The organism is Xanthomonas cannabis pv. cannabis (assembly GCF_000802365.1).
GTDB classification, from domain to species: Bacteria; Pseudomonadota; Gammaproteobacteria; order Xanthomonadales; family Xanthomonadaceae; genus Xanthomonas; species Xanthomonas cannabis.
Genome location: NZ_JSZE01000016.1, coordinates 55,554 through 80,296 on the forward strand (window position 1 = coordinate 55,554; position 24,743 = coordinate 80,296).

The window sequence follows — 24,743 nt, forward strand, 5'->3', positions numbered from 1 at the left end:
AATCAGTGCATTGCAAGGTGCGTCCCCTTGGGTAACGGCTTGAGCAAAAAGGCCAGCGGAATCGTGCAGACCACGATCACACCGAAGATCCAGAACAGGTCGCTGTAGGTCATCACCAACGCCTGCTGTTGCACCACGCGTGCGAATTGGGCGACGGAACGAATCGCCGCTTCGCCACCGGCGCTGCCCTGCATCTGCGCGGTCACGCCGGCCAGAAATTCCTGCGCGCGCGGTGCGTTGGCGGTGATCGCGCTGCCGATGGTTTCGGTATGGAAGGTCATGCGGCGCTCCTGGAAGGTGGAGATCAGCGCCAGGCCGACCGAACCGCCCAGGTTGCGGCCGGCATTGAACAGGCCCGACGCATCGCCGGCCAGCTCCGGCGGCACCGAGGAGATGGCCGCCTGGTTGAGCGACATCATCGCCAGCGCCAGTCCGCAGCCCTGCAGCAACTGCCCGGCCACGAAATGCATGCCCACCGTGTCGGCGGTCAGCCCCAGATTGACGAAGCAGGCGGCAGCGAAACAGATCAGCCCCGCAATCACCAGGATGCGTACGTCCACCACCTCCAGCAGCTTGGGCATCATCGGCATCAGCAGCACGGTGGGCAGGCCGGACAGCAGCAGCACGTAGCCGGCCTGCTCGGTGTTGTAGCCGGAGATCACCGCCAGAAACTGCGGAATCATGTACATCACACCGAACAGGATCATGCCCACTGCCATGATCATGATGAACACCGCACCGAAACTGCGATGCAGCAGCAGCGACAGCCGGATCACCGGCGCACGCCTGCGGAACTGGCCGATCACCAGCGCGATGAACCCGCTCAACGAGATCAGGCTCAGCATGTTGATCTCGCTGGATTCGAACCAGCGCTCGCGCTGGCCTTCTTCCAGCACCACGGTGAGCCCGCCCAGGCCGGCAGTGAGGCCGTAGATGCCCAGCCAATCGGCGTTGAGCAGGCCGGCCCAGTCGGCCTTTTCGTGCTTCAGGCCAAGCAGCAACAGCGCCACCAGGCCCGCGCAGATCGGCACGTTGATGAAGAACGCGTAGTGCCAGCTGACGTTTTCGGTGAGCCAGCCTCCCAGCAGCGGGCCGATCACCGGGCCCATGATCACGGTCATGCCGAACAGTGCGGTGCCCATGGTCTGCTGGCTGGGCGGCAGGCGTGTGGCGACGATGGTCAGCGCGGTAGGAATCAGCGCGCCGCCGGCCAGCCCCTGCCCCACGCGGCCGATGATCATCATCGTCAACGAGGTCGACAATCCGCAGACCACCGAGAACGCCGTGAACATCAACGCGCAGATCAGCAGGAAATTGCGCAGGCCCAGCGTGCGCACGAACCAGCCGGTCAGCGGGATCATGATGATCTCGGCGACCAGATACGCGGTGGAGATCCAGGTACCCTCGGTGCCGCTGGCGCCGACCTCACCCTGGATGGTGGGTAGCGCGGCATTGACGATGGAGATGTCCAGCGTGGCCATGAACGAGCCGATGGTGCCGGCCAGCACCGCCAACCAAGCGCCGGGCTCGGCCTTCTCGCGGCTGGCACCGCCGCCGGCACCCTGGCCGGTGGCGGCCGCTGTACTCACTGCGCGCGCTCCCGCTCCTGCACGCGGTCGGATTCTTTTTCAGCGCGTTCCTTGGCGTCCTTGGCCGAGCGCGTATCGACGGTGACCTCCACCGACATGCCCGGCACCAGCACCTTGCGTGCCTCCTCGCCGGCCAGCACGCGGATGCGCACCGGCACGCGCTGCACCACCTTGGTGAAGTTGCCGGTGGCGTTTTCCGGCGGCAGCAAGGCGAACTGCGAGCCGGTGCCCGGGGACAGGCTTTCGACCTTGCCGTGCAGCTTCACCCCGGACAGCGCATCGACCTCGATCTCGGCCGGCTGACCCGGGCGCATCAGGCCGACCTGGGTTTCCTTGAAGTTGGCGACCAGGTACAGCGATTCCTGCGGCACGATGGTCATGGTGCGGGTACCGGCGGCCAGGAACTGGCCCTCCTGCACGGTCTTGTCGCCGACGCGGCCGTGGATGCGGCTGGTCAGGCGGGTGTCTTCCACGGCGACGCGGGCCTGGTCGGCATCCGCAGTCGCCTGCTTCAGGCCGGCCTGGGCCTGCTCCAGCTGCGCGCGGCTGGCCTGGATCTGGCTCTGCGCACCGGTGGCCTGCGCCTGGGCCGCATCGTACTGGGCGCGTGCGCGCGCCAGCTCGTGCTGCAGGCTTTCCTGGTGCTCATGGGTATCGGCGCCGGAGGCGGCCAGCGGTGCGAAGCGCTTCACCTCGGCCTGGGCGAACTTGAGACTGGCCGCGGCCGAGGTCACCTGGGTCCGCGCCTGCAGCAGCGCCGCTTCCTGGCCGGCGACATTGGCGGTGGCGGCCACGATGTCGGCCTGGCGTGCGGCGATCGCCGCTTCGGCCTGCTGCAGGGTGGCCTGGTAAGTGCGGTCGTCGATCTGCAGCAACGGCTGGCCGGCGTCCACGATCTGGTTGTCGCCCACCAGCACCTTGGTCACATAGCCGCTGACACGCGGCGCAACGGCCACCGAATCGGCCTGCAGGTAGGCGTTGTTGGTGTCCTGCATGTAGCGGCCCTTGATCAGGTAGTAGGTCAGCCACACCACCAGCAGGATCAGCACCAGCACGCCCACCAGGATCAGCGTCCACTTGACCTTGGGGTTCTTCAGCGGCGACGGCTTGGCCGGCTCCTGGTCCTGGTGCGTCTCGGCGCCTTGCGCATCGCCCGCCTGGGCGCGGCCGTCAGTGGGCTGTTGGTCTTGGTTGCTCAAAGGAGGCGTCCTGTGTGTCGTGGGCGAGGCGCGCGACGGCATGCCGCGGCAGCGGCGCCGGCGAACGCGGCGAAACCATACAATTATTTGAACCCGCCGGTACAGATTGCGTGACGAGCTGGTCAGGCTGCGCTTGGTCTGGACCGCCTGCGCGGCAATGGACCCGCCGGGTGCATGCGCCGCCCGGTTGCAGCGGCCAGGCATGCCGGCCTGCGGCGGAGGGGCGCGCCCGCGACCAGGTCTGCAGTGTTGCAGGCAACCATTGGACCTTCATGAGGACGCGGCGGCGTACGCCGCCGCGTCAGCACCTGCGCGCTGGCCTCACCGGCCGGTCTTGATCTCGGTCCACAGCCGTGTGTACAGGCGGTCCACCTCCGGCGGGTTGATCGCGTAGGTGAACATCCGGGCGGTCACCTCCGGCGGCGGATAGATGGTGGGGTCGTTGCGGATCGCCGCATCCACCAGCGGCGTGGCGCTGCGCACCGGGTTGGCGTAGTGGATGAAGTTGCTGTTGGCCGCGGCCACCTCGGGCGTGAGCAGGTAATTGATGAAGGCGTACGCATTTTCAGGATGCTTGGCGTCCTTGGGGATGGCCAGCATGTCGAACCACTGCGGCGCGCCTTCCTTCGGAATGGCGTAGGCCACGTTGACGTTGTTGCCCGCTTCCCTGGCACGATCGCGCGCCTGGATGATGTCGCCCGACCAGCCCACCGCCAGGCAGGTATTGCCGTTGGCCAGCGAGGTGACGTACTGGCTGGAGTGGAAGTTCTGCACGTACGGGCGGATGGTCTTGATCAGCGCGGCGGCCTTCTCGATCTCGGCCGGCACCGTGCTGTGCGGATCGAGCCCGAGGTAATTGAGCGCGATCGGAATCATGTCCGAGGGCGTGTCCAGGATGGTCACCCCGCAGTCCTTGAGCCTGGACAGATTCTCCGGCTTGAACACCAGATCCCAGCTGTTGGCGACATCGGTGCTGCCGAAGATCGCCTTGAGCTTGTCGACGTTGTAGCCGATGCCGGTGGTGCCGATCATGTACGGCACGCCATAGGCATTGCCCGGATCCTGCGCGGCGATGCGACGCATGATGTCCGGGTCGAGATTGGCCAGGTTGGGGATCTTGCTTTTGTCCAGCGGCAGAAACACACCCGCCTGGATCTGCCGGCCAAAGAAATTGAGCGTGGGCACCACCACGTCGTAATCGCTGCCGCCGGCGAGCAACTTGGTTTCCACCATCTCGTCGCTGTCGAACACGTCGTAGGTGACCTTGATGCCGGTGCTCTTTTCGAACGCGGGAATGGTGTCTTCGGCGATGTAGTCGGAGTAGTTGTAGACGTTGAGCACCTTGGCCTGCGCCTCGGCCTTGCCCGCAGCGCCATCGCCGCCGCAGCCGGACAGCAGGGTGAGGGACAGCGTCAGGGCGAGCAGTCGCAGCGTCATGGGAGGTCTCCGGCACGGTGGGGCGGTCCGGCGCGGGGCCGGTCTGGCGCCAGACTACCCACCGTGCCCGAGTTTGCCCAGCGGGCGCGGCAGGCATTCGCGCCAGGCAGACGCCGCGCAGCGGGAGTCATTGCTCGCCGTCCGCCGGCGAGCCCGAGGCCGCGATGCCGTACGGCGGATCGATATGCCGGTCTCCACATTGCCGTGGCAACGCGCGTCGGGGCGCACCGATGCGTTGGTGGCAGGTCGCCATCGCTCACCTGCCCAACGCATGCGCGGTGTCATCCAGCGCCGCCCAGGCCTTGTGGAACAGCTCGTCCACCTGCTCGCAGGTGATGATCAGCGGCGGCGACAGCAGCATGGCGTCGTAGGTGGCACGCAGGATCAGGCCGCGGCGCAACGCAAAGTCACGGCAGAGCGCACCGACGCGCCCACGCCCTTGGAAATACACCCCACGCTGCCGCTTGTCCGGCACCAGCTCCAGCGCCCCGATCAACCCGGCGATGCGCGCCTCGCCCACCAGACGGTGCTCGCCGAGCTCGGCCCAGCGCTGCGCAAGATACGGCGCAATCTGCGCGCGGGCGGTGTCCACGATGCCGTCGTCCTGCAGCAGGCGCAGGTTCTCCAGCGCCACGGCCGCGCACACCGGATGCCCGGCATACGTGCCACCGTGCGCCAGCTCGCCGCCTTGCGTCTTGAGCACGCCGGCCACGCGATCGTTGAACATGGCTGCCGCCAGCGGGATGTAGCCGGAGGTGATGCCTTTGGCCAGCGTCATCACATCGGGCTGAAAGCCGAAATAGTCCGCACCGAACCAGGCGCCGGTGCGCCCGAACCCGCAGATCACTTCATCGGCCACCAGCAGCACGTCGTAGCGCCGGCAGATCCGCTCGATGCCCGGCCAGTAACTGCGCGGCGGGATATACACGCCGATCGCGCCCATGATCGGCTCGCCGATAAAGGCGGCGACGTTATCCGGCCCGAGCTGCAGGATCGTGTCTTCCAGACGACGCGCCGCGACTAAGCCGTAGTCTTCCGGGTCCATCTCCCCGCCATCGCCGAAGTGATACGGCGGCGTAATGTGGTGGATATCCGGAATCGGCAAGCCGCCCTGCTTGTGCATGCCTTGCATGCCGCCCAGGCTGGCCCCGGCCATGGTGGTGCCGTGATAGCCATCATGGCGACCGATGAACATGCGTTTTTGCGGCTGCCCCTGCACCGCCCAGAAATGCCGGACCAGGCGCAGGATGGTGTCGTTGGCCTCCGACCCGGAGTTGGCGAAGAACGCGTGATTCAGATCACCGGGTGCCAGCTCCGCCAGCTTGGCCGCCAGCTGGATGGTGGGTTCGGTCGTGCACTGAAAGAAGCTGTTGTAGTACGCCAGCTGCTCCATCTGCCGCGCAGCTGCCTGCGCCAGCTCCTTGCGTCCATAGCCGACATTGACGCACCACAACCCGCCGAATGCATCGAGCAACTGGTTGCCATCGGCATCCCACACGTACACGCCCTCACCGCGCGTCAGGATGCGCGTGCCCTTCTGCGCCAATGCCGCGTTGTCGTTGAACGGATGCAGATGATGGGCGGCATCGAGCTGCTGCAAGGTCTTCAGTGCTTGCGGATCCATGGTCACTCCGGCTGCGGGGTCCATGCAGTCTATGGCCGATCGGCCGGACCCAAAGGTGCTTTCGTTGCACGCGCCAGACTCCGGGCGTGGAAACACGCAGACGGGGCGGTGCGCAATGTCCAACGCGCGAGGCGTCCGGCATCGTCATACGCCGTACCCTCATCCGCCCTTCGGGCACGGTCTCCCCCATAAAGGGGACAATGTCCCGATGGGAGAAGGAAACAGCGCAGGCGAAGCGCCTTACACATTCAACAGCAGGAACTCTCGCTCCCACGAGCTGATCACCCGAAAGAACGTTTCGTATTCCTTGCGCTTCACCGAGATATAGGCGCGCACGAAGCGCCGCCCCAACATCTCCTGCAACGCATCGCAGCCTTCCAGCTCATCCAGCGCCTCACCCAGCGAGCGCGGCAGATCGTAGCCCTGCTCCTTGCCGTTGCTGCTGATCGGCGCAGTCGGTTCGAGCTGCTCGGCAATCCCCAACAACCCGCACGCCAGGGTCGCCGCCATCGCCAGATACGGGTTGGCATCGGAACCGGCGAAGCGGCTTTCCACCCGCATGTTCTGCGGTGCATCGATCGGCACGCGCAGCCCGCAGGTGCGGTTGTCGAAGCCCCACAGCACATTGCTCGGCGACACCTCGCCGAACATCAGCCGACGGTACGAATTGACGTTGGGCGCCAGCAGCCCCATCGCCATCGGGATGTATTTCTGCAAGCCACCCAGATAATGCGCAAAGGTGTCGCTGAAGCCGCCCTCGCGCTTGCCGCTGAACACGTTCTTGCCGGTGCCGGCGTGCAGTAGGCTCTGGTGGATATGCATCGCGCTGCCCGGCTCGGTCTCCATGGGCTTGGCCAGGAACGTCGCATACACGCCATGCCGTAGCGCCGCTTCGCGCATGGTGCGCTTGAACAGGAACACCTGATCGGCGCGCGACAGGGCATCGGCATGGGTGAAATTGACCTCCAGCTGCGCGGCACCGGACTCGTGGATCAGGGTGTCCACGTCCAGCTCCATCGCATCGCAGTAGTCGTACATCAGGTCCAGGATCGGGTCGAACTCGTTGACCGCGTCGATCGAATACGACTGCCGCGCGGTTTCCGGGCGGCCGGAGCGCCCGGCCGGCGGCAGCAGCGGGAAGTCCGGGTCGGTGTTCTTCTGCACCAGGAAGAATTCCAGCTCCGGCGCCACCACCGGTTGCAGCTTGCGCTGCGCATAGGCATCGAGCACGCGGCGCAGCACGTTGCGCGGCGCCAGTTCGTGCGGCTGCCCGTCCTTGGTGTAGCAGTCGTGGATCACCTGCGCGGTGGGGTCGGCGGCCCACGGCACCATGCGCACGGTGGAGGCATCCGGGCGCAGGTGCATGTCCGAATCCGACGGCGAGGTCAGCGCGTAGTAATCCTCCGGAAAATCGCCGGTGACGGTGGTGGCGAAGATGCCCTCCGGCAGCCGCGTGCCGTAGTCGTGCGAGAACTTGTCGGCGGGAATGATCTTGCCGCGCGCATTGCCGGTGATGTCCGGCACCAGGCATTCCACCTCGGTGATGTGGCGTTCCTTGAGCCAGCGCCGCAGCGCGCCCTCCGGCTGCTTGGGCGTGGCGGTGCGCGAACGGGTGCGGATGGACATGCGACCTCACTGACCGCGTTGAGCGGCGTAACGGCGACAGGCCTCGCCGAAGGCCTGAAAGATGGCACGGTAGAAGGGATGCTGTGTGACACGCCATTCCGGGTGCCACTGCACGGCCAGCAGGAACCCCGGCCCGGTACCGCGAAAGGCTTCGACCAGGCCATCCGGCGCGGTCGCTTCGACCACCAGTCCGTCGGCGAGCGTGGCAATGCCCTGCCCGTGCAGCGAATTGACCAGCACCTCCGACCCGGAATGCATGCCGGCCAGCCAGCCGCCCGGCTGCAACTGCACCGGATGGGCCGGGCCGTATTGCGCCTCCAGCGCGGCGCTGCGGTCTTCGCGGTGATCGGCCAGCCCGGGCACTGCATGCACGCGTTGATGCAGGCGCCCGCCGAGCGCGACGTTGACTTCCTGCAGGCCGCGGCAGATCGCCAGCAGCGGCAGGCCGCGTGCCAGCGCCTGCGGAATCAGCGCCAGGCTGGTGGCATCGCGCGCCGGGTCGTGCGGATTGCCCTCCCAGCTGGCCTCATCGCTGTAGTGATGCGGCTCGACGTTGCTGACCGCCCCGGTGATCAGCAGGCCATCCAGCCGGTCCAGCCAGGCGCTGGCGTCCAGGCTCGGCCGCAGGCTGGGCAGCAACACCGGCATGGCACCGGCGGCATCCACCACGGCGCGGATGTATTTTTCGCCCGCGGCCAGAAACGGATGCGGCCCGTGCAGGACGCGGTCGGTCGGCAGCCCGACCAGGGGAACGACAGCCATGCAGACATCCCGATGCGGTGTGTTGAACGGCAGATGCGCTCGAACTTACCGCGCCACCGCCGCCATTGCCAGGGCCGCTGCTTCGCCGGCCGGCGACCGCTCACGCCTGCTTTGCTAGGCTGGCCAGCGACCTCGCAGGTAGTGCCTATGGCTTCCGAGAACTCCGTCGCGTCCCTGCCCGCTGCCGACGCCGCCACCCTGGCGCGCATCCCCGGCTGTACCTCGGTGGATCTGTTGTTGCCCGACACCAACGGCGTGCTGCGTGGCAAGCGCGTCACCGCCGATGCACTGGGCAAGGTCTATCGCGATGGCGTGTGCCTGCCGATGTCGCTGATCGCCACCGACATCACCGGCAACACCGTGGAGGAGACCGGGCTTGGCTACGCGATCGGCGATGCGGACCGCATCTGCCTGCCAATCGCCGGCTCGCTGCGTCCGGTGCCCTGGGCGCCGCAGCCGATGGCACAATTGCTGCTGGCCATGCATAGCCCCGATGGCGACCTGTTCGAGGTGGCTCCGCGCGCGGTGCTGCAGCGTGTACTGGCCGGCTTTGCCGCACGTGGCCTCACGCCGGTGGTGGCGGTGGAGCTGGAGTTCTATCTGTTCGACACGGTGCCCGATGCCCAGGGGCGCCCGCAGACCCCGCGCGACCCGGTCACCGGCGCGCGCAGCGACAGCACCCAGGTGTATTCGCTGCAGGATCTGGACGAGCAGCGCGGCTTCACCGATGCGGTGACCGCCGCCTGCCGGCAGCAACGCATCCCAGCCGACACTGCGGTGGCCGAATATGCGCCGGGCCAGTTCGAGATCAACCTGCAGCACCGCGCCGATGCGGTGGCGGCCTGCGACGAGGCCGTGTTGCTCAAGCGCACCATCAAGGCCATCGCGCAGCAGCAGGGCAAGCTCGCCAGCTTCATGGCCAAGCCCTTCCCCGGCCAGGCCGGCAGCGGCCTGCACCTGCATGTGAGCCTGCTCGATGCGGACGGCAACAATCTGCTCGCCGGCCCCGCCGACATGCCTGCCGGGCCGCTGCGCCATGCCATCGCCGGGTTGCAACGGCATGCGCAGGCGTCGTTGCTGCTGTTCGCCCCGCATGCCAACAGTTACCGGCGCTTCGTCAGCAATGCGTTCGTGCCGCTGGATGCCAGCTGGGGCTTCAACAACCGCACCGTGGCGCTGCGCATCCCGCACAGCGACGCGCCCAACACCCGCATCGAACACCGCATCGCCGGCGCCGATGCCAACCCGTATCTGGCCGCAGCCGCGGTGCTGGCCGGCATCCTGGACGGCATGCAGCGACCGGCCGAACCGACCCCGCCGGTCATCGGCAACGCCTATGCACAGGGGGTGTTCCAGCCGCGCACCTGGCAGGGCGCAGTCGATGCGTTCCTGGGCAGCGAGTTCATCCAGGCGCAGTTGGGCAGCCAGTTCCAGCACGTGTACGGCCAGCAGAAGCAACGTGAGCTGCTCGACTATCAGGCGCTGGTGCCGGACATCGATTACGCCCGGTACCTGCGCGTCGTGTGATGACCAGGCCGGACGCCGCCGTGCCGCAGACCAGGACGCCGGACGGGTATCCGGACAGCTGGTATGCGCGCAGTGCGCCAGCGCTGCCCACGCAACCGCGCCTGCGTGGCGCCCAACGCGCGGACGTGTGCATCCTGGGCGCCGGTTATACCGGCCTGACCGCGGCGCTGGCGCTGGCCGAGTCCGGTTACCAGGTGAGCGTGCTGGAGGCCCGGCGCATCGGCTGGGGCGCCTCCGGGCGTAACGGCGGCCAGGCCATCGTCGGTTACGGCTGCGAGCAGGACACCCTGGAAGCGCTGGTCGGCGACGCCGATGCGCGCCTGCTGTTCGATTTCTCGCGCGAGGGCATGCGCCTGTTGCGCCAGCGCATCCAGCGCCACGCCATCGCCTGCGACTGGCGCGACGGCCATGCCCACGTCCCGCTCAAGCCACGTCAGGCGCGCGCCTTGCAGCACGGCATCGTGCGCATGGCCGAGCGCTACGACTACCCGCTGCAGTGGTGGGACCGCGCACGCACGCGCGCGGTACTGGACAGCCCGCTGTACCTGGGCGCGATGTTCGACCCCGCCAGCGGCCACCTGCACCCGCTGGCCTATGCGTTCGGGCTGGCGCGTGCAGCGCTCGCCGCCGGGGTGCGGATCTACGAGGACTCGGCGGTGACACGCCTGGACCAGGGCGCCCGGGTCACCCTGCAGAGCGCCGAAGGCAGCGTGAGCGCCGCATTCGGCGTGATTGCCGGCAATGCCTTGCTGCAGGGCCTGGCGCCGGCCCTGGAGCAGCGCATCATGCCGGTGGGTACCTACGTCGGGGCCACGCCGCCGTTGGGCCAGGCACGCGCGCGCAGCCTGATCGCCAACGACATGGCGGTCGCCGACACCAATTGGGCGCTGGACTACTACCGGCTCAGCGCCGACCACCGCCTGCTGTTCGGTGGGCGCGCCAGCTACTCCGCGCGCCCGCCGCGCGGCCTGCAGCGCCTAATGACGCAGCGCATGCACACCGTGTTCCCGCAGCTGCGCGACGTGCCGCTGGAAACGGTATGGGGCGGCTATGTGGACATCTCACGGAACCGGGCGCCGCACTGGGGCCGGCTCGCGCCCAATCTGTACTTCGCGCAAGGCTTCTCCGGCCACGGAGTGGCCGCCACCGGCCTGGCCGGCCAGGTCATCGCCGAGGCGATCGCCGGCCACAGCCAGCGGCTGGATGTATTTGCGCGCATCCCGCATCGCCGCTTCCCCGGCGGGCAGCGGCTGCGCACACCGCTGCTGGTCGCGGCGATGAGCTGGTACCGGCTACGCGACGCGCTGTGGTGAGCGCGCCTGCAGCGCCGCCGCACGGGCCGCGACACAGTGCTCAAGTTTTGGCGAGCAGAGCCGTTAGCTGATCTGACGGTTCGATCCATACGGCCAGCCGATGTCCCCAGGTACCCTCCATCGCAACAGTGAAAGTGCAGTCCTGCCGCAGCGCGTGTTGCTGGTGGAGAACTCGCGCACGTTCACCAGCATGCTGCGCGAAGCCATCGAGCAACGCGTGGAACTGCCGGTCACGGTCGTTTCGACCCTGGCCGAAGCCGCGCGCGTGCTCGACGAAGAGGATGGCTGGTTTCTGGTCCTGACCGGCCTGGTGCTGGTCGACGGCGACCGCGACAAGGTTGTGGAATTCTTTCTCTCGCGCAACCTGCCGACCGTGGTGGTCAGCGGCGTCTACGACGAAGATCTGCGCCAGCGCGTGCTGCAGCAGCAGATCATCGATTACGTGCTCAAGAACGCGCCCGGCAGCATCGAATACCTGGCCTGGCTGGTGCAGCGCCTGGAGCGCAATCGCCGCATCGGTGCGTTGGTGGTGGACGATTCGTTGTCCGCACGCACCTACGCCGCCGCGCTGCTGTCGATGTACGGCTACCGGGTGGTGCTGGCGGCCGACGGCGCGGCCGGGCTGGAAGCGATCGAACGCGATCCCGGCATCCGCCTGACCATCGTCGACCAGGAAATGCCGGGCATGGAAGGCGTGGAATTCACCCGCCGGCTGCGTGCGATCCGCTCGCGCGACAAGGTGGCGGTGATCGGCATCTCCGGCAACAGCGACTCGTCGCTGATCCCGCGCTTTCTGAAGAACGGCGCCAACGACTTCTTGCGCAAGCCCTTTTCGCGCGAGGAATTCTTCTGCCGGGTCTCGCAGAACGTGGACCAGCTGGAACTGATCGGCACGCTGCAGGATCTGGCCACGCGCGACTTCCTCACCGGCCTGCCGAACCGGCGCTACTTCCTGGAGCAGAGCCAGCGGGTGATTCCCAAGCTGCTGTCGCAGGACCAGTCGGTGACCGCGGCGATGCTCGACATCGATCACTTCAAGCACATCAACGACACCTGGGGCCACGAAGCCGGTGACCAGGCGCTGCGTGCGGTGGCGGCCTCGGTGTCCGGACATGCGCGCCCGCAGGACTTGGTGGCGCGCTTCGGCGGCGAAGAATTCTGCCTGCTGGTGCCAGGGCTGGATGCGGCCAATGCCACCAGCTACTTCGAAACCCTGCGCGAACGCATCAGCGCGCTGCGCGTGCGGATCGGCGAGGACACCCTGAGCATGACGGTGAGCATCGGCGTATGCATTGCGACCGAAGGCGAGCAGTCACTGCATCACCTGTTGAACGAAGCCGACAAGCACCTGTATCTTGCCAAGGCCGGCGGCCGCAACCAGGTGCGCCTGGCGAGCTGATCCCGCCTTGACCGCAGGCCCGGGCGGCGCCTGCAGATGACGCGCTTCACCAGCGCCTTGATCCAGATCAACGCGCTGTCGGCGCGCGCGGCCTAGCCTGTGCCCATCGCATTGGCAAGGTACTTCGATGACACTGCTGGTCTGGCAGGACGACCTCAACACCGGGATCGAGGTCATCGATCACCAACACCGGCGCATCGTGGACATGATCAATCAGTTGCACATGGCGCACACCAGCCTGCAGCGCCTGGCCGTGGCCGAGGTCATCGACGAGCTGATCGACTACACCCTGTCGCATTTCGCGTTCGAAGAAGAATTGATGCAGGAGGCCGGCTACCCCTTCAGCCTGGCGCACGCGCGCGTGCACCAGGTCTTCGGCAAACGCGTCGGCGACTATCGGCTGCGCTTTCAATCCGGCGAGGACGTCAGCGAAGACCTCCGCAACATGCTCTCGCGCTGGTTGTTCAACCACATCCGCGGCGACGACCAGGCGTACGCGCCGCAGGTCATCGCCCATCTGAACCAGTTCGCGCGCACCCACCAGCACGGCAGCTGGCTGGGACGGACCCTGAAGCGGATCTTCCGCTAGCGATCCTTCCGTCGGCGCGCGCCTGCGCGCGACGAGACGGTCTCGCTGGAGTCCAGCGCGCGCCAGCACGCCCTATGCGAACGGCGTGCGCTGCATCGTCCCGCGACGCGATCGCCGCGCGACCATCAACGCCAGCAGGCTCAGCACCGCGGCGGCGCCCAGATAATGACCTACCGCCTGCACGCCGTAGCGTGCGGCCAGCTGCGTGGCGACATACGGTGCCGGCGCCGCGCCCAGGATGCTGGCCAGATTGAACGACAACGATGCGCCGGTGTAGCGCACCTCGGTGGGGTACAACTCCGCCAGCAAGGTGCCGCATGGGCCGTAGGTCAACCCCATGAAGAAGAAGCCCAGCGCAAGAAAGGCTAGCACCTGCAACGGGTGACCGGCCTGAAACAACGGCGCGAACGCTAGGCCGAAGGCGATGATGGCGATGCTGGCCAGCATCATCGCCAGCGGCGCGCCATGCCGGTCGCCGAACCTGGCCGACACTGGAATGCCGGCGGCAAAGAACACGATGCCGGCCATCTGCAGCAACAGGAACTGTTCCTTGTCGTAGCCCAGCGTCTTGGTGCCGTAGCCCAGCGCAAACACGGTCATCAGATAGAACAGCACGAAGGTAGCAAACGCACCCAGCGTGCCGATGATCAACGCCGGCCAGTGCCGCGAGAGCACCGCACCCAGCGGCAGGCGCACGCGCGTCTTGCGATCCAGCGCCCGTTGGAAGTCAGGGGTCTCGGTAATGCTCAGGCGCACCCACAAGCCGGTCAGCACCAACAGCGCGCTGGCCAGGAACGGAACGCGCCAGCCCCATGCCATGAAGGCGGCATCGTCCAGCACCGCGCCCATACCCAGAAAGGTACCGGTGGACAACAAGAACCCCAGCGGCGCACCCAGCTGCGGAAACATGCCGTACCACACGCGCTTGCCCGGTGGCGCGTTTTCGGTGGCCAGCAGCACCGCCCCGCCCCATTCGCCGCCCAGGCCCAGGCCCTGACCGAAGCGACACACCGCCAGCAGCGCGGGCGCGAGCACGCCGATCTGCGCGTAGCCGGGCAGCAGCCCGATCGCCACCGTGGACAGGCCCATCGTCAGTAAGGCCGCCACCAGCGTGGCCTTGCGCCCGACCCGATCACCGAAATGCCCGAACACCGCCGAGCCCACCGGCCGCGCGATGAAGGCCACCGCAAAGGTCGCCAGCGACTGCAGCATCGCCGCACTGCCATCGCCGGCCGGAAAGAACAACGTCGGGAACACCAGCACCGCAGCGGTGGCATAGATATAGAAATCGAAGAACTCGATGGTGGTGCCGATCAGGCTGGCAAACAGCACGCGCGCAGGCGAATTGGTCGGTGTGGCGAGCGGCGCAGCGGCAGTCATCGTGGGTCGGCATCCATGGAACGAGACGGCCGATTCTGGCAGATCGGGGCAACGCTTTGCGCAGGCAAACCGGCTGGTAAAAAGTTACAGGCGTGACCGACGGGGCTGTGGATCGCGTCCTGCTCGTCTTGAACCAGATGTGTCCGGCCAAGTGTCCGGCAATGCGTTGCCGGAGACTGTCACCTGCTTGACCTGCAAGGTGCGAGGTCTTCGCGTTTGCTGCAGGGCCCTTGCCCGCCCGCCATCGCAGGACACGCTGCAAGTACGTCCTTGTAGCTCTGGCGCGGCCTCCATGCCGCGCAAGGTCCTGCGACGGTGGGCGGGCGAGGACCAGTTGGGTTGGTCGTTCTGCACAGCTTTCAAAGCAGCAGGAACTGGCTCAGCCGCCCTGTGGCGCCTGCGCTGCTGATCGCTGCATCTGTTCCGCCAAACCGACCGGCGTCAGCACCGCGAACTGCCGCTCGCCGCGATCTTCCACGCGCACCCAATCCGGACCGGGTTGCCCGTCCAGGTTTGCCGTCCCCAACCAGGCAAGCGTGCGCAGCAGCACGCTCATGCGCACGCCCAGCTGCTTGCAGAGCTTCGGCAACGACACGCCCTCGGGCGCGTCGGCCAGGGTATGCAACAGCTGGGCGGTGAGCTGCGGATCAGCGGACAAGCACCGCTCCGATGTCGCGTGGCGCTGCATCCGCAGTTTCGGCGCGATGCGGCAGCACGATCACCGGAATCGACTTGGAGGTGGGCGTACGCGCTTCGTCGGCAAAGCTCGATAGCGGCACCAATGCGTTGGTTTCCGGGTAGTACGCCGCCAGGCAGCCGCGCGGGATGTTGTAGTCCACCAGCAGGAAGCGACGTGCCTCGCGCTGCACGCCGTCATCGCACAGGCTTTCCAGGTCCACCCAGTCGCCGGCTTTCATGTTCAAGGCCGCGATGTCGGCGCCGTTGATGAACAGCACGCGACGTTCGCCGAACACGCCGCGGTAGCGATCGTCCAGCCCGTAGATGGTGGTGTTGTACTGATCGTGCGAGCGCGTGGTGGCCAGCGTGAACACCATCTGGTCGGTCCGGGTACGGCGTGCGCGATGGATGGGGTTGTCGGTCGGCACCGCATGCGGCTTGAACACCGCGCGTTGTTCCGGCGTCACCCACTGGCGATCGCGCGCGGTATTGGACAAGCGGAACCCACCGGGTGTGCGCACGCGCTCGTTGAAGCCGGCAAAGTCCGGGAACACCTGCGCAATCAGGTCGCGCACGCGGTCGTAGTCGCCCACCAGCCAGCGCCAGCGGATCGCGCTGCGCGCGCCCAGCGTGGCTTCGGCCATGCGCGCCACGATCGCCGGCTCGGACAGCAAATCAGGTGAAGCCGGCGGATTGATGCCGGCCGACAGGTGCACCATGCTCATCGAATCTTCCACCGTCACGCCTTGCGAGCCAGCGTCCTGGATGTCGATTTCGGTACGGCCCAGGCATGGCAGGATCAGCGCATCGCGCCCGTGCACCAAGTGGCTGCGATTGAGCTTGGTGGTGACATGCACGGTCAATTCGCAATTGCGCAGCGCGCGATGCGTGGCGTCGGTATCCGGCGTGGCGGCGGCAAAATTGCCTCCCATCGCGAAGAACACCTTGCCGCGCCCGTCCAGCATCGCCTCGATCGCACCGACGGTGTCGAAGCCGTCTTCGCGCGGCGGCGCGAACCCGAACAGCGTCTGCAACTTGTCCAGAAACGCGGCCGGCGGTTTTTCGTAGATCATCATCGTGCGGTCGCCCTGCACGTTGCTGTGTCCGCGCACCGGGCACACGCCCGCGCCCGGCCGGCCCAGATGGCCGCGCAGCAACAGCAGGTTGGTGATCATGTGGATGGTGGCCACCGAATGCTTGTGCTGGGTGATGCCCATGCCCCAGCAGGCGATCACGCGCTCGGCATTGAGATAGAGCTCGCCGGCCTTGCGCAGCGCCGCCTCGTCCAGCCCGGATTCTTCGACAATGGTGTCCCAGGATTCGCCATGCACCTCGGCAGCGAAGGCGTCGAAGTTTGCGGTGTGGGCGTCGATGAATTCCAGATCCAGCAGGCGTGGCGTGCCGTCGCGCTGGGCTTGTGCGTCGCGCTCGAGCACGTGCTTGATGATGCCCTTGACCGCGGCCAGATCGCCGCCGATCTTGAGCTGGAAATAATCCGAGGCGATGCGGGTGGAGCCGTTGTGCAGCATCTCCAGCTTGTCCTGCGGGTCGGCGAACTTCTCCAGCCCGCGCTCGCGCAGCGGATTGAATGCCGCAATCGCCGCGCCGCGCTTGGAGGCCTGACGCAACTCGCCCAGCATGCGCGGGTGATTGGTGCCCGGATTCTGCCCGAAGATGAAGATCGCATCGGCCAGTTCGAAATCGTGCAGCGACACCGTGCCCTTGCCCACGCCGATCTGCGAACGCAGCGCGGTGCCGGAGGGCTCGTGGCACATGTTGGAGCAGTCGGGGAAATTGTTGGTGCCGAACTCGCGCACGAACAACTGATACAGGAAGGCCGCTTCGTTGCTGGTGCGCCCGGAGGTGTAGAAGATCGCCTCGTCCGGCGATGCCAGCCCGTTGAGGTGCCCAGCGATCTGCACAAACGCCTCGTCCCAGCTCACCGGCACGTAATGATCGGTGGCCGCGTCGTAACGCATCGGCTGGGTCAGCCGGCCCTGCCCTTCCAGCCAGTAGTCGCTGTACTGCGACAGCAGGCTGACGCTGTGCGAGGCGAACAGCTCCGGCCCGGCGCGGCGCGCGGTGGACTCGGCCGCAACGGCCTTGGCGCCGTTCTCGCAGAACTCGAAGGTGGAGGTGTGATCGCGGTCCGGCCAGGCGCAGCCGGGGCAGTCGAAACCGTCCGGCTGGTTGGCGTGCAGCAGCGTCTTGGCGCCCTGCACCGCGATGTCCTGTTCCATCAGGTGCTTGGCAACCGAGCGCAATGCGCCCCAGCCGCCGGCGGGATTGTCGTATTGCTGGATGGTCTTCTTGCTCATGCGGGCTCTCCCACGCCAACGCCCAGATTCAGGCGCTGCGGATGGCTGTAAACGACACAATCGTGATCGCGGGCAAACCCGATCAGGGTCAGTCCCGCACTGTCGGCCAGGCTGATCGCCAGCGCGGTCGGTGCCGAAATCGCTGCCAGCAGCGGGATCCGGGCCTGCGCGGCTTTCATGGCCATTTCGTAACTGGCGCGGCTGGTGACCACCGCAAACCCTTGCGATGCATCGACGCGCTCCCGCGCCAGCGCACCGATCAACTTGTCGAGCGCGTTATGCCGGCCGACGTCTTCGCGGACCAGCTGCACCACGCCGTTTGCATCGGCCCAAGCAGCCGCATGCACCGCACCGGTCTGCGCGGCAATCGGCTGCTGCGCATGCAAGGCCTCCAGCGCACGCGCCAATGCATCCGCATCGATCCGCAGCGTGGACTGCACCACCGGCGGCACACGCAGCACCGCCTCGATCGATTCATTGCCGCACACGCCGCAACCGCTGCGCCCGTCCAGATTGCGCCGCCGCCGGTCCAACGCCGCCGCGCGCTCGGGCGGCACCTCGATCTGCAGCGAGGCGCCTTCCAGAAACGTCTCCACCGCCACCACGCGCAGGTCCTGCGCGTGATCGACGATGCCTTCACTCAATGAGAACCCAAGTGCGAAATCCTCCAGGTCCTCCGGCGTGGCCATCATCACCGCGAACGGCACCTGGTTATAGATCAGGGCAACCGGCATTTCGGCCGCCACCATGTCCTGCACCGTGGCACCGCGACCGCCGCGATGGCGAATCACGCTGCGCACCACACTGCCCGGGCGCACCGTGCGGGAAGACGGACTGGTCATCTCACCTCAATGGAACAGCACGAAGGCTTTCTGCAGGGTCACCCAGATGCCGAAGGCCATGGGGATGCCAACAGCCAGCCAAGCAAACGCCACCAGTGCGGGATTGCCGCCATGACCGATGCGCGCCATCTGCTCCGGCGGCAGCACCGCATGCCCGCTGCGGTCGACCTTCTCGTGCGCCAGCTGCTTTTCGCGTGCCAGCTCGTCGGGCGTCATGAAGTGACGCGCGGCCACCGGACGCACCAACAGATTGCAGATCAGGCCGAGCACGAGCATGCCGGCCAGGATGTACATGGTGGTGTTGTAGACCTGTGACGGCGGGCTGCCGTGCGCCAGCTGGTACTCGCGCATATACCCCACCACCACCGGGCCGAGGATGCCGGCGGTGGCCCACGCCGTCAGCAGACGGCCGTGGATGGCGCCGACCATCTGGGTGCCGAACAGATCGGCCAGATAGGCGGGAATGGTGGCAAAACCGCCGCCGTACATCGACAGGATGATGCAGAAGATGCCCACGAACAGCGCGATGCCGCCCACGCCACCGGCCGACGGCGCCGCGGCGTACAGGCAGATGCCCAGCACGAAGAACAGCGTGTAGGTGTTCTTGCGCCCGAGCTTGTCGGACATGCTGGCCCAGAAGAAGCGGCCACCGATGTTGAACAGGCTGAGCAGGCCGGTGAAGCCGGCCGCGATGGCCGCGATGCTGGCCAGCTGGGTCGGATCCAGGCTGCCGAAGCCGACGTCCACCCCGATCAGACGGCCGCCGAACACTTCCTGCAGCATCGGCGAGGACATGCCGATCACACCGATACCGGCCGACACGTTCAGGCACAGCACGCCCCACAGCAACCAGAACTGCGGGATGCCCCAGACCTTTTTCACGTGCACATGGTTGGCGGTGATCATGGCGTTGTTGCTGGCCACCGGCGCGGTCCAGCCGGCCGGGGTCCAGCCGCTCGGCGGCACGCGATAGCCGAACGCGCCGGCCATCATGAAGACGAAATACAGCGCAGCCATGACCAGGAAGGTTTCCATCACGCCCACCGAGGTCGGCGTGGCGAAGTGGCGCATCAACGCATCGGCCAGCGGGCTGCCGATCATCGCACCGCCACCGAAGCCCATGATCGCCATGCCGGTCGCCATGCCGCGACGGTCCGGGAACCATTTGATCAGCGTGGACACCGGCGAGATATAGCCCAGGCCCAGGCCGATGCCGCCGATCACGCCCGAACCCAGCCACAGCATCCAGATCTGATGGAAGTGGATACCGGCCGCCGAGATCACCAGGCCGCCGCACCAGCACAGCGCCGACACCACACCAGCCTTGCGTGGGCCGGCACGCTCCAGCCAGCCGCCCCAGATCGCCGCCGAACAGCCCAGCAGCACGAAGAACAGCGTGTACATCCACTGCAGCTCGCTGATCTTCCAGTCGCAGGTGGTGGCCACCATCCGCGCGAACAGGCCCATGTCGGCCGGGCAGGCAATCGCTTCGGTGATGCCCAGCGCCTTGGACAGCGGCAACCAGAACACGCTGAAGCCATAGGCCATGCCGATGCACAGATGGATCGCCAGTGCAGCCGGCGGAACCAGCCAACGATTGAACCCCGGACGCGCAACGATGCGCTCCTTGGACAGCAGACCGGCGTCAGCGCCGCTGGCTGTCGCCACGGTGGACCCTTGCGTCATTCCCATTCCCCAAAAATAAAGTGCGATGAACTGCGATAAAAACGATTGACGGCTGCGATCGATTGGCGTGTTGCGATAAGGGCAGCGGCGATAACCAGGCCCAACTGGCGGTTGTCTGGCGCATCATCGGCAATCCTTGCCGCTTTGCAATGCTTGGCGACGCCCCCGCAGCGTTCCATCGCATGGCCATCCCCACGCCACGCAGGCGTTCTGTGAGATTAGCGGCCGAGGCTGCGACTAATTGACTAGTTCTTAGGGGCTAACCCCCACAGGCGCCGGCCGGGCACCCCGCGCCATGTGCCGCATTCCGGCCATCGCCGGGGTGACGGCCGACACGATGGCTGCGTACAGTCGGGCGACACCCCGCGACGGAGCCGGCCATGCATGACCCACTTGCGCACGACGACGCGCCTGCGCTGCCTGCACCCGGGCCGCTGGAGGCATTTTGGATGCCGTTCACGGCCAACCGCCAATTCAAGGCCCGCCCTCGCCTGCTCGCCTCCGCCGCCGGCATGTATTACCGCGATGTCGACGGCCGGCAGATCCTGGACGGCACCGCCGGCCTGTGGTGCTGCAACGCGGGCCACGCGCGCGAACGGATCGTGGCGGCCATCCGCGACCAGGCCGGCACGTTGGACTTTGCTCCCACCTTCCAGATGGGCTCACCGCTGCCGTTCGTGCTGGCGCAACGCCTGGCCGCCCTGGCCCCGCCCGGTCTAGGCCATGTGTTCTTCACCAACTCGGGCTCGGAGGCAGTGGATAGCGCGATGAAGATCGTGCTGGCCTATCACCGCCTGCGCGGCGAGGGCCAGCGTACCCGCTTCATCGGCCGCGAGAAGGCGTACCACGGGGTGGGCTTCGGTGGCATGTCGATCGGCGGGCTGCCCAACAACCGCAAATGGTTCGGCCCGTTGCTGGCCAGCACCGACCACCTGCGCCACACGCTGGATCTGCAACGCAACGCCTATTCGCGCGGGCTGCCGCTGCACGGTGCCGAGCTGGCCGACGATCTGGAGCGGCTGATCACCCTGCACGATGCCTCCACGATCGCCGCCGTGTTCGTCGAGCCGGTGTCCGGCTCGGCCGGGGTGATCCTGCCGCCGGAGGGTTACCTGCAGCGGCTGCGCGCCATCTGCGACCGCCACGGCATCGTGCTGGTGTTCGACGAGGTGATCACCGGCTTCGGCCGGGTCGGCGAGGCGTTCGCGGCGCAGCGCTTCGGTGTCACCCCGGACATCATCACCGCCGCCAAGGGGCTGACCAGCGGCACCGTGCCGATGGGCGCGGTGCTGGTGGCGGATGCCATCTTCGATGCCTTCATGCACGGCCCGCAGCAGGCGATCGACCTGTTTCACGGCTATACCTACTCCGGTCACCCGCTGGCCTGTGCGGCGGCGATCGCCACGCTGGACACCTATGCCGAGGAGCAGCTGTTCTCCCGCGCGATCACGCTGGGCCCGCAGTGGGAAGCGGCGCTGCATGGCCTGCGCGGCCTGCCGCACGTAATCGACATCCGCAACATCGGCTTGATCGGTGCGATCGAGCTGGCGCCGCGCGACGGTGCCCCCGGTGCGCGCGGCTACGAGGTGTTCGAGCGCTGCTTCCACGACGGCGGCCTGCTGGTGCGGGTGACCGGGGATGTCATCGCGTTGTCACCCCCATTGATCGTCAGCCCCGAACAGGTCGGGCAGATGGTCGAGACGCTGGCGGCGATCCTGCGTCAGCTGGAGTGAGTGTGGCCGAGGCGGCAGCCCGGTGCGTAGCGGGCGCGGCCGCCACGGCAGTGCTCCGTTCGACGCGCCGCGCGATGGGGCGCTTGGCGGGAAGCGGCCTTTCCAGCACATGCGCGACAACGCCGCGGCATCCATCCGGGTCGCGGCAGTGGCCGGCTGCACCGCGCACGGATGGTGCCGCCTGCGTGCGGCAGGCAGGCGGTCCGTTGCGGCCGGGCACCGCCCGGTCCGCTGCTGCGTTCGCCATCCACAGGTGCTCGCGTCTCACGCGGCAGGCAGCACGTCAAGCGCGCAAAGCCGGGGCAGGCTCACTACAATGCCGGCCCCGCACTCCCCCGCCGTCGCCGCATGAACATCGTTGTCAAAGAAGAACTCAAGGCCTATATCGACCCGCTGACCCCCGATGAGCACGAGGCGCTGGAGCGCAGCCTGCTGGCTGAAGGCTGCCGCGACGCCTTGGTGCTGTGGGGCGATGTGCTGGTGGATGGCCACAACCGCTATGGCATCTGCCAGAAGCACGGGCTGCCGTTCCAGACCGTGCAGAACCCACGCTTCCAGTCGATGCAGGACGTGCATCTGTGGATGATCGAGCAGCACCTGGGCCGGCGCAGCGTCTCCGACTTCCAGCGTGGCGTGCTGGCGTTGCGCAAGCGCGAGATCCTGGCGCTGCGCCAGCGTACCCAGCGCGATGCCGATGCCGCCGCGGAAGCCCCCCTGCAGGCCGACGCGCACGCGGCAAGCGGCGGCGATGACAGCACCATACGTGACAGCAGCGCCGCGCAAGCGACCGAAGACACCGACAGCCCGCCGTGGGAAGAGACCTCCACCCCGGTCAGCCGCGCCGAGCTGGCACGCGAGGCGCGCCTGAGCAGCAATCAGGTGGTGATGATCGAGCGCATCCACAAACAGGCCGCCCCGGAAGTGGTGCAGGCGGTGAAGTCCGGCGAGATTTCCATCAGCGCCGCTGCTGCCGTGGCAACCTTGTCCGAAGACGAACAGCGCGCCGCCGCACAGGCGGGCAAGGCCGAACTGAAGCAGGCCGCCAAGCGCGTGCGCGACGCCAAGCGCAAGCCCAAGTCCGACGAGGCCGAAGGCGGCGAAGCCGAACGCCGCGACCTCAAGGCCTTGCAACGCCGCGTCACCGAGCTGGAAAACGAAAACGCCGCCCTGCAGTCCAAGGTCGCCGCACTGCAATCGCAGCTGGAGCGCCTGCGCGGCTAAGTGCGCACCTGCCGGTCCGGCAAGCCTGCCCGTGGTAGGAGCGCACCCGGGCGCGACGAAGAATTACCGGTAACGCCTCGCGCCCAGGTGCGCTCCTACACGGGCGACTGGTCGCATCGCGACCGGACCGACCGCCTGCGCAATACGCCGCTAGTGACAAGTCAATCCAGCAGAGCACGCCGTTGTAGGAGCGCACCTGGGCGCGACAGGCATTCCTGATAAAGCCCGTCGCGCCCAGGTGCGCTCCTACGACGGCAACAGCCGCCGGGTCGCCCCAACTCAAGCGCAGCTGGAGCAAAAGCACGCAAGAGGCCGCCAACAACCTTCGCGCGTGGTGGCGCCACCTGCCGTGGACATGCCCTGGTCAAACGACTGGGTACACTCCACTGATGGAACCCAGTCTCAGCACTCCCCGTCCGATTGATCCGCGTCGCGCGCAGCTGCAGCGCATGAAGCTACTCGCAGCAGCGTTGCTGCTGGCCATGTTCGCCGGTTTTGTCGTCAGCCATCTGATGGGCGAACAAGGCATCTGGGCCTGGGTGTCAGCATTTTGCGAAGCGGCCACCGTGGGCGCACTGGCCGACTGGTTTGCAGTGGTGGCGCTGTTCCGCCGCCCGATGGGCCTGCCGATCCCGCACACCGCCATCCTGCCGCGCGGCAAGGAGCGCCTGGCCGATGGGCTGGCAGTGTTCGTGCGCGATCAGTTCCTGGCGCCCGAGGCGTTGATGGACAAGCTGCGCGTGTTCGACCCGGCCGGCCGCCTCGGCGAGTGGCTGGCCAAGCCCGAGCAGGCACGCATGCTGGCGCAGATGGCGCGCGGCTGGATGTTGCAGGCGCTGGAACTGCTGGACGAAGCGGCGGTGCGGCGTGCCATCCAGCGGTTTGTCGTGGACCGCCTGCGCAAATGGAATGCCGCCGCCACGGTCGGCGATGTCATGGCCCTGCTCACTACCGACGGCCGCCATCAGAAGTTGCTGGACGAGGTGCTGCTGCGGCTGGGGCAATGGCTGGACCAGGAACAGGTCAAGACGCGCGCCTCTGCGCTGATCGTGCGCTATGCGCGGCGCGAGTGGCCCAAGCTGGTCGGCACGGTGAACTGGGTCAAGCCGATCGAGGAGATCGGCGACAGCCTGGCCGACCGCATGGCGCGGGCGGCGCTCGAAGAATTGCAGGACATCCTCACCACGCCCGACCATCCCATCAGGCTCGACTACGAGGCCTGGCTGCAGGGCTACATCGCGCGCCTGCGCGACGAGCCGGAGATGGCCGCGCGCGTGGAAGACCTCAAACAGCGCGCGATCGAACATCCGGCACTGCAGGAATATGTGCAGGGGCTATGGGGCGAAATCCGCGATGCCCTGCGCAACGACCTGGCGCGTGAAGAGTCGTCGATGGCCGCTCACATGGAGCGCTCCATGCAATCGCTAGGCCAGGCCCTGTCGCAGGATCCTTCGCTGCGCGAGGCGCTCAACCAGCATATGTTGCAGGCCGCCGACAAACTCACCACGCGGCTGCGCGCATCGGTCACCGAGCACATCGCGTCGACCATGAAAAGTTGGGACGAACGTCACCTCGTCGAACAATTGGAATTGGGTGTCGGACGCGATCTGCAATACATTCGCTTCAACGGAACGTTGGTCGGTGGACTGATCGGCCTTGCCCTTCACGCACTGTCGATCTGGCTATCGTTCTGATGCACTGACACGACGATGATCGCCCAGACGGTGCGGCCGATGCCGCGGGGGACACTGCACGCAGCCGGATGATCGTCAGGCGGTACCACGAAGCCGACAGTGTTGTCGGCCAGCACACTGGGCACG

At 67.0% G+C, this 24,743-nt stretch carries 18 protein-coding genes; 7 read left to right on the forward strand and 11 right to left on the reverse strand.

Going from position 1 to position 24,743, the window contains the following annotated elements:
• Positions 1-2 precede the first annotated feature (2 nt).
• From OZ10_RS03985 to OZ10_RS04010, 6 genes are all read right to left on the reverse strand, one after another.
• Positions 3-1,589, reverse strand: coding sequence for an MDR family MFS transporter (locus OZ10_RS03985; RefSeq protein ID WP_039563992.1), 1,587 nt, complete (start codon positions 1,587-1,589; stop codon positions 3-5).
• Positions 1,586-2,788 carry an HlyD family secretion protein gene (locus tag OZ10_RS03990; RefSeq protein WP_039563994.1) on the reverse strand — a complete coding sequence of 401 codons (1,203 nt, stop codon included), beginning with the start codon at positions 2,786-2,788 and terminating at the stop codon, positions 1,586-1,588. The genes OZ10_RS03985 and OZ10_RS03990 overlap by 4 nt, the downstream gene beginning before the upstream one ends.
• A 321-nt stretch (positions 2,789-3,109) precedes the next feature.
• Positions 3,110-4,225: a polyamine ABC transporter substrate-binding protein gene (locus OZ10_RS03995; RefSeq protein ID WP_039407856.1), complete on the reverse strand. Its 1,116-nt coding sequence runs from the start codon at positions 4,223-4,225 to the stop codon at positions 3,110-3,112.
• A gap of 256 nt (positions 4,226-4,481) precedes the next feature.
• Positions 4,482-5,849, reverse strand: coding sequence for an aspartate aminotransferase family protein (locus tag OZ10_RS04000; RefSeq protein ID WP_039563995.1), 1,368 nt, complete (start codon positions 5,847-5,849; stop codon positions 4,482-4,484).
• Positions 5,850-6,089: 240 nt separating this feature from the next.
• The gene (locus OZ10_RS04005) at positions 6,090-7,475 is read right to left on the reverse strand and encodes a glutamine synthetase family protein (protein WP_039563996.1); all 1,386 of its coding nucleotides are present in this window, start codon (positions 7,473-7,475) and stop codon (positions 6,090-6,092) included.
• A gap of 6 nt (positions 7,476-7,481) precedes the next feature.
• Positions 7,482-8,237 (reverse strand): gamma-glutamyl-gamma-aminobutyrate hydrolase family protein, encoded by a 756-nt coding sequence (locus tag OZ10_RS04010; RefSeq protein ID WP_039407862.1) that lies wholly within the window; start codon positions 8,235-8,237, stop codon positions 7,482-7,484.
• Between the two features lie 147 nt (positions 8,238-8,384).
• Between OZ10_RS04010 and OZ10_RS04015 the strand changes: the two genes are divergently transcribed.
• From OZ10_RS04015 to OZ10_RS04030, 4 genes are all read left to right on the forward strand, one after another.
• Positions 8,385-9,764: a glutamine synthetase family protein gene (locus tag OZ10_RS04015; RefSeq protein WP_039563997.1), complete on the forward strand. Its 1,380-nt coding sequence runs from the start codon at positions 8,385-8,387 to the stop codon at positions 9,762-9,764.
• Positions 9,761-11,077: an NAD(P)/FAD-dependent oxidoreductase gene (locus OZ10_RS04020; protein ID WP_202902982.1), complete on the forward strand. Its 1,317-nt coding sequence runs from the start codon at positions 9,761-9,763 to the stop codon at positions 11,075-11,077. Before OZ10_RS04015 ends, OZ10_RS04020 begins: the two co-directional genes overlap by 4 nt.
• 100 nt (positions 11,078-11,177) lie before the next feature.
• Positions 11,178-12,476 (forward strand): diguanylate cyclase, encoded by a 1,299-nt coding sequence (locus OZ10_RS04025; RefSeq protein ID WP_039407869.1) that lies wholly within the window; start codon positions 11,178-11,180, stop codon positions 12,474-12,476.
• Positions 12,477-12,603: 127 nt separating this feature from the next.
• Complete coding sequence (locus OZ10_RS04030) at positions 12,604-13,065, forward strand: bacteriohemerythrin (protein WP_039407871.1); 462 nt, start codon at positions 12,604-12,606, stop codon at positions 13,063-13,065.
• Between the two features lie 72 nt (positions 13,066-13,137).
• On the opposite strand, the gene OZ10_RS04035 is transcribed toward OZ10_RS04030, so the two are convergent.
• From OZ10_RS04035 to OZ10_RS04055, 5 genes are all read right to left on the reverse strand, one after another.
• Positions 13,138-14,445 (reverse strand): MFS transporter, encoded by a 1,308-nt coding sequence (locus OZ10_RS04035; protein ID WP_039407873.1) that lies wholly within the window; start codon positions 14,443-14,445, stop codon positions 13,138-13,140.
• A gap of 379 nt (positions 14,446-14,824) precedes the next feature.
• Positions 14,825-15,103, reverse strand: a complete 279-nt coding sequence (locus tag OZ10_RS04040; RefSeq protein WP_039407875.1) for a hypothetical protein — start codon at positions 15,101-15,103, stop codon at positions 14,825-14,827.
• Positions 15,093-17,441: an FdhF/YdeP family oxidoreductase gene (locus tag OZ10_RS04045; protein WP_039563999.1), complete on the reverse strand. Its 2,349-nt coding sequence runs from the start codon at positions 17,439-17,441 to the stop codon at positions 15,093-15,095. Before OZ10_RS04045 ends, OZ10_RS04040 begins: the two co-directional genes overlap by 11 nt.
• Positions 17,438-18,283: a formate dehydrogenase accessory sulfurtransferase FdhD gene (gene fdhD / locus OZ10_RS04050; RefSeq protein ID WP_039564000.1), complete on the reverse strand. Its 846-nt coding sequence runs from the start codon at positions 18,281-18,283 to the stop codon at positions 17,438-17,440. The genes OZ10_RS04045 and fdhD overlap by 4 nt, the downstream gene beginning before the upstream one ends.
• A 6-nt stretch (positions 18,284-18,289) precedes the next feature.
• Positions 18,290-19,969 carry an OFA family MFS transporter gene (locus tag OZ10_RS04055; protein ID WP_039407881.1) on the reverse strand — a complete coding sequence of 560 codons (1,680 nt, stop codon included), beginning with the start codon at positions 19,967-19,969 and terminating at the stop codon, positions 18,290-18,292.
• Between the two features lie 380 nt (positions 19,970-20,349).
• Between OZ10_RS04055 and aptA the strand changes: the two genes are divergently transcribed.
• The 3 genes from aptA to OZ10_RS04070 all read left to right on the forward strand — a co-directional run bounded on the left by aptA (position 20,350) and on the right by OZ10_RS04070 (position 24,617).
• Positions 20,350-21,702 (forward strand): omega-aminotransferase AptA, encoded by a 1,353-nt coding sequence (gene aptA / locus OZ10_RS04060; protein ID WP_039564001.1) that lies wholly within the window; start codon positions 20,350-20,352, stop codon positions 21,700-21,702.
• Between the two features lie 348 nt (positions 21,703-22,050).
• A complete protein-coding gene (locus OZ10_RS04065; RefSeq protein ID WP_039407331.1) occupies positions 22,051-22,923 on the forward strand; it encodes a plasmid replication/partition related protein in 873 nt (290 codons plus the stop codon).
• 389 nt (positions 22,924-23,312) lie between these two features.
• Positions 23,313-24,617, forward strand: a complete 1,305-nt coding sequence (locus OZ10_RS04070) for a DUF445 domain-containing protein (RefSeq protein WP_039407333.1) — start codon at positions 23,313-23,315, stop codon at positions 24,615-24,617.
• Positions 24,618-24,743: the final 126 nt, after the last annotated feature.

Coding starts and splice junctions, on each gene's coding strand:
- OZ10_RS04010 (WP_039407862.1), bottom strand. CDS start 8,237: ATGGCTGTCGTTCCCCTGGTCGGGCTGCCGACCGACCGCGTCCTGCAC.
- OZ10_RS04000 (WP_039563995.1), bottom strand. CDS start 5,849: ATGGATCCGCAAGCACTGAAGACCTTGCAGCAGCTCGATGCCGCCCAT.
- fdhD (WP_039564000.1), bottom strand. CDS start 18,283: ATGACCAGTCCGTCTTCCCGCACGGTGCGCCCGGGCAGTGTGGTGCGC.
- OZ10_RS04070 (WP_039407333.1), top strand. CDS start 23,313: ATGGAACCCAGTCTCAGCACTCCCCGTCCGATTGATCCGCGTCGCGCG.
- OZ10_RS04015 (WP_039563997.1), top strand. CDS start 8,385: ATGGCTTCCGAGAACTCCGTCGCGTCCCTGCCCGCTGCCGACGCCGCC.
- OZ10_RS03995 (WP_039407856.1), bottom strand. CDS start 4,225: ATGACGCTGCGACTGCTCGCCCTGACGCTGTCCCTCACCCTGCTGTCC.
- OZ10_RS04045 (WP_039563999.1), bottom strand. CDS start 17,441: ATGAGCAAGAAGACCATCCAGCAATACGACAATCCCGCCGGCGGCTGG.
- OZ10_RS04035 (WP_039407873.1), bottom strand. CDS start 14,445: ATGACTGCCGCTGCGCCGCTCGCCACACCGACCAATTCGCCTGCGCGC.
- OZ10_RS04025 (WP_039407869.1), top strand. CDS start 11,178: ATGTCCCCAGGTACCCTCCATCGCAACAGTGAAAGTGCAGTCCTGCCG.
- OZ10_RS04030 (WP_039407871.1), top strand. CDS start 12,604: ATGACACTGCTGGTCTGGCAGGACGACCTCAACACCGGGATCGAGGTC.
- OZ10_RS04055 (WP_039407881.1), bottom strand. CDS start 19,969: ATGACGCAAGGGTCCACCGTGGCGACAGCCAGCGGCGCTGACGCCGGT.
- OZ10_RS04005 (WP_039563996.1), bottom strand. CDS start 7,475: ATGTCCATCCGCACCCGTTCGCGCACCGCCACGCCCAAGCAGCCGGAG.
- OZ10_RS04065 (WP_039407331.1), top strand. CDS start 22,051: ATGAACATCGTTGTCAAAGAAGAACTCAAGGCCTATATCGACCCGCTG.
- aptA (WP_039564001.1), top strand. CDS start 20,350: ATGCATGACCCACTTGCGCACGACGACGCGCCTGCGCTGCCTGCACCC.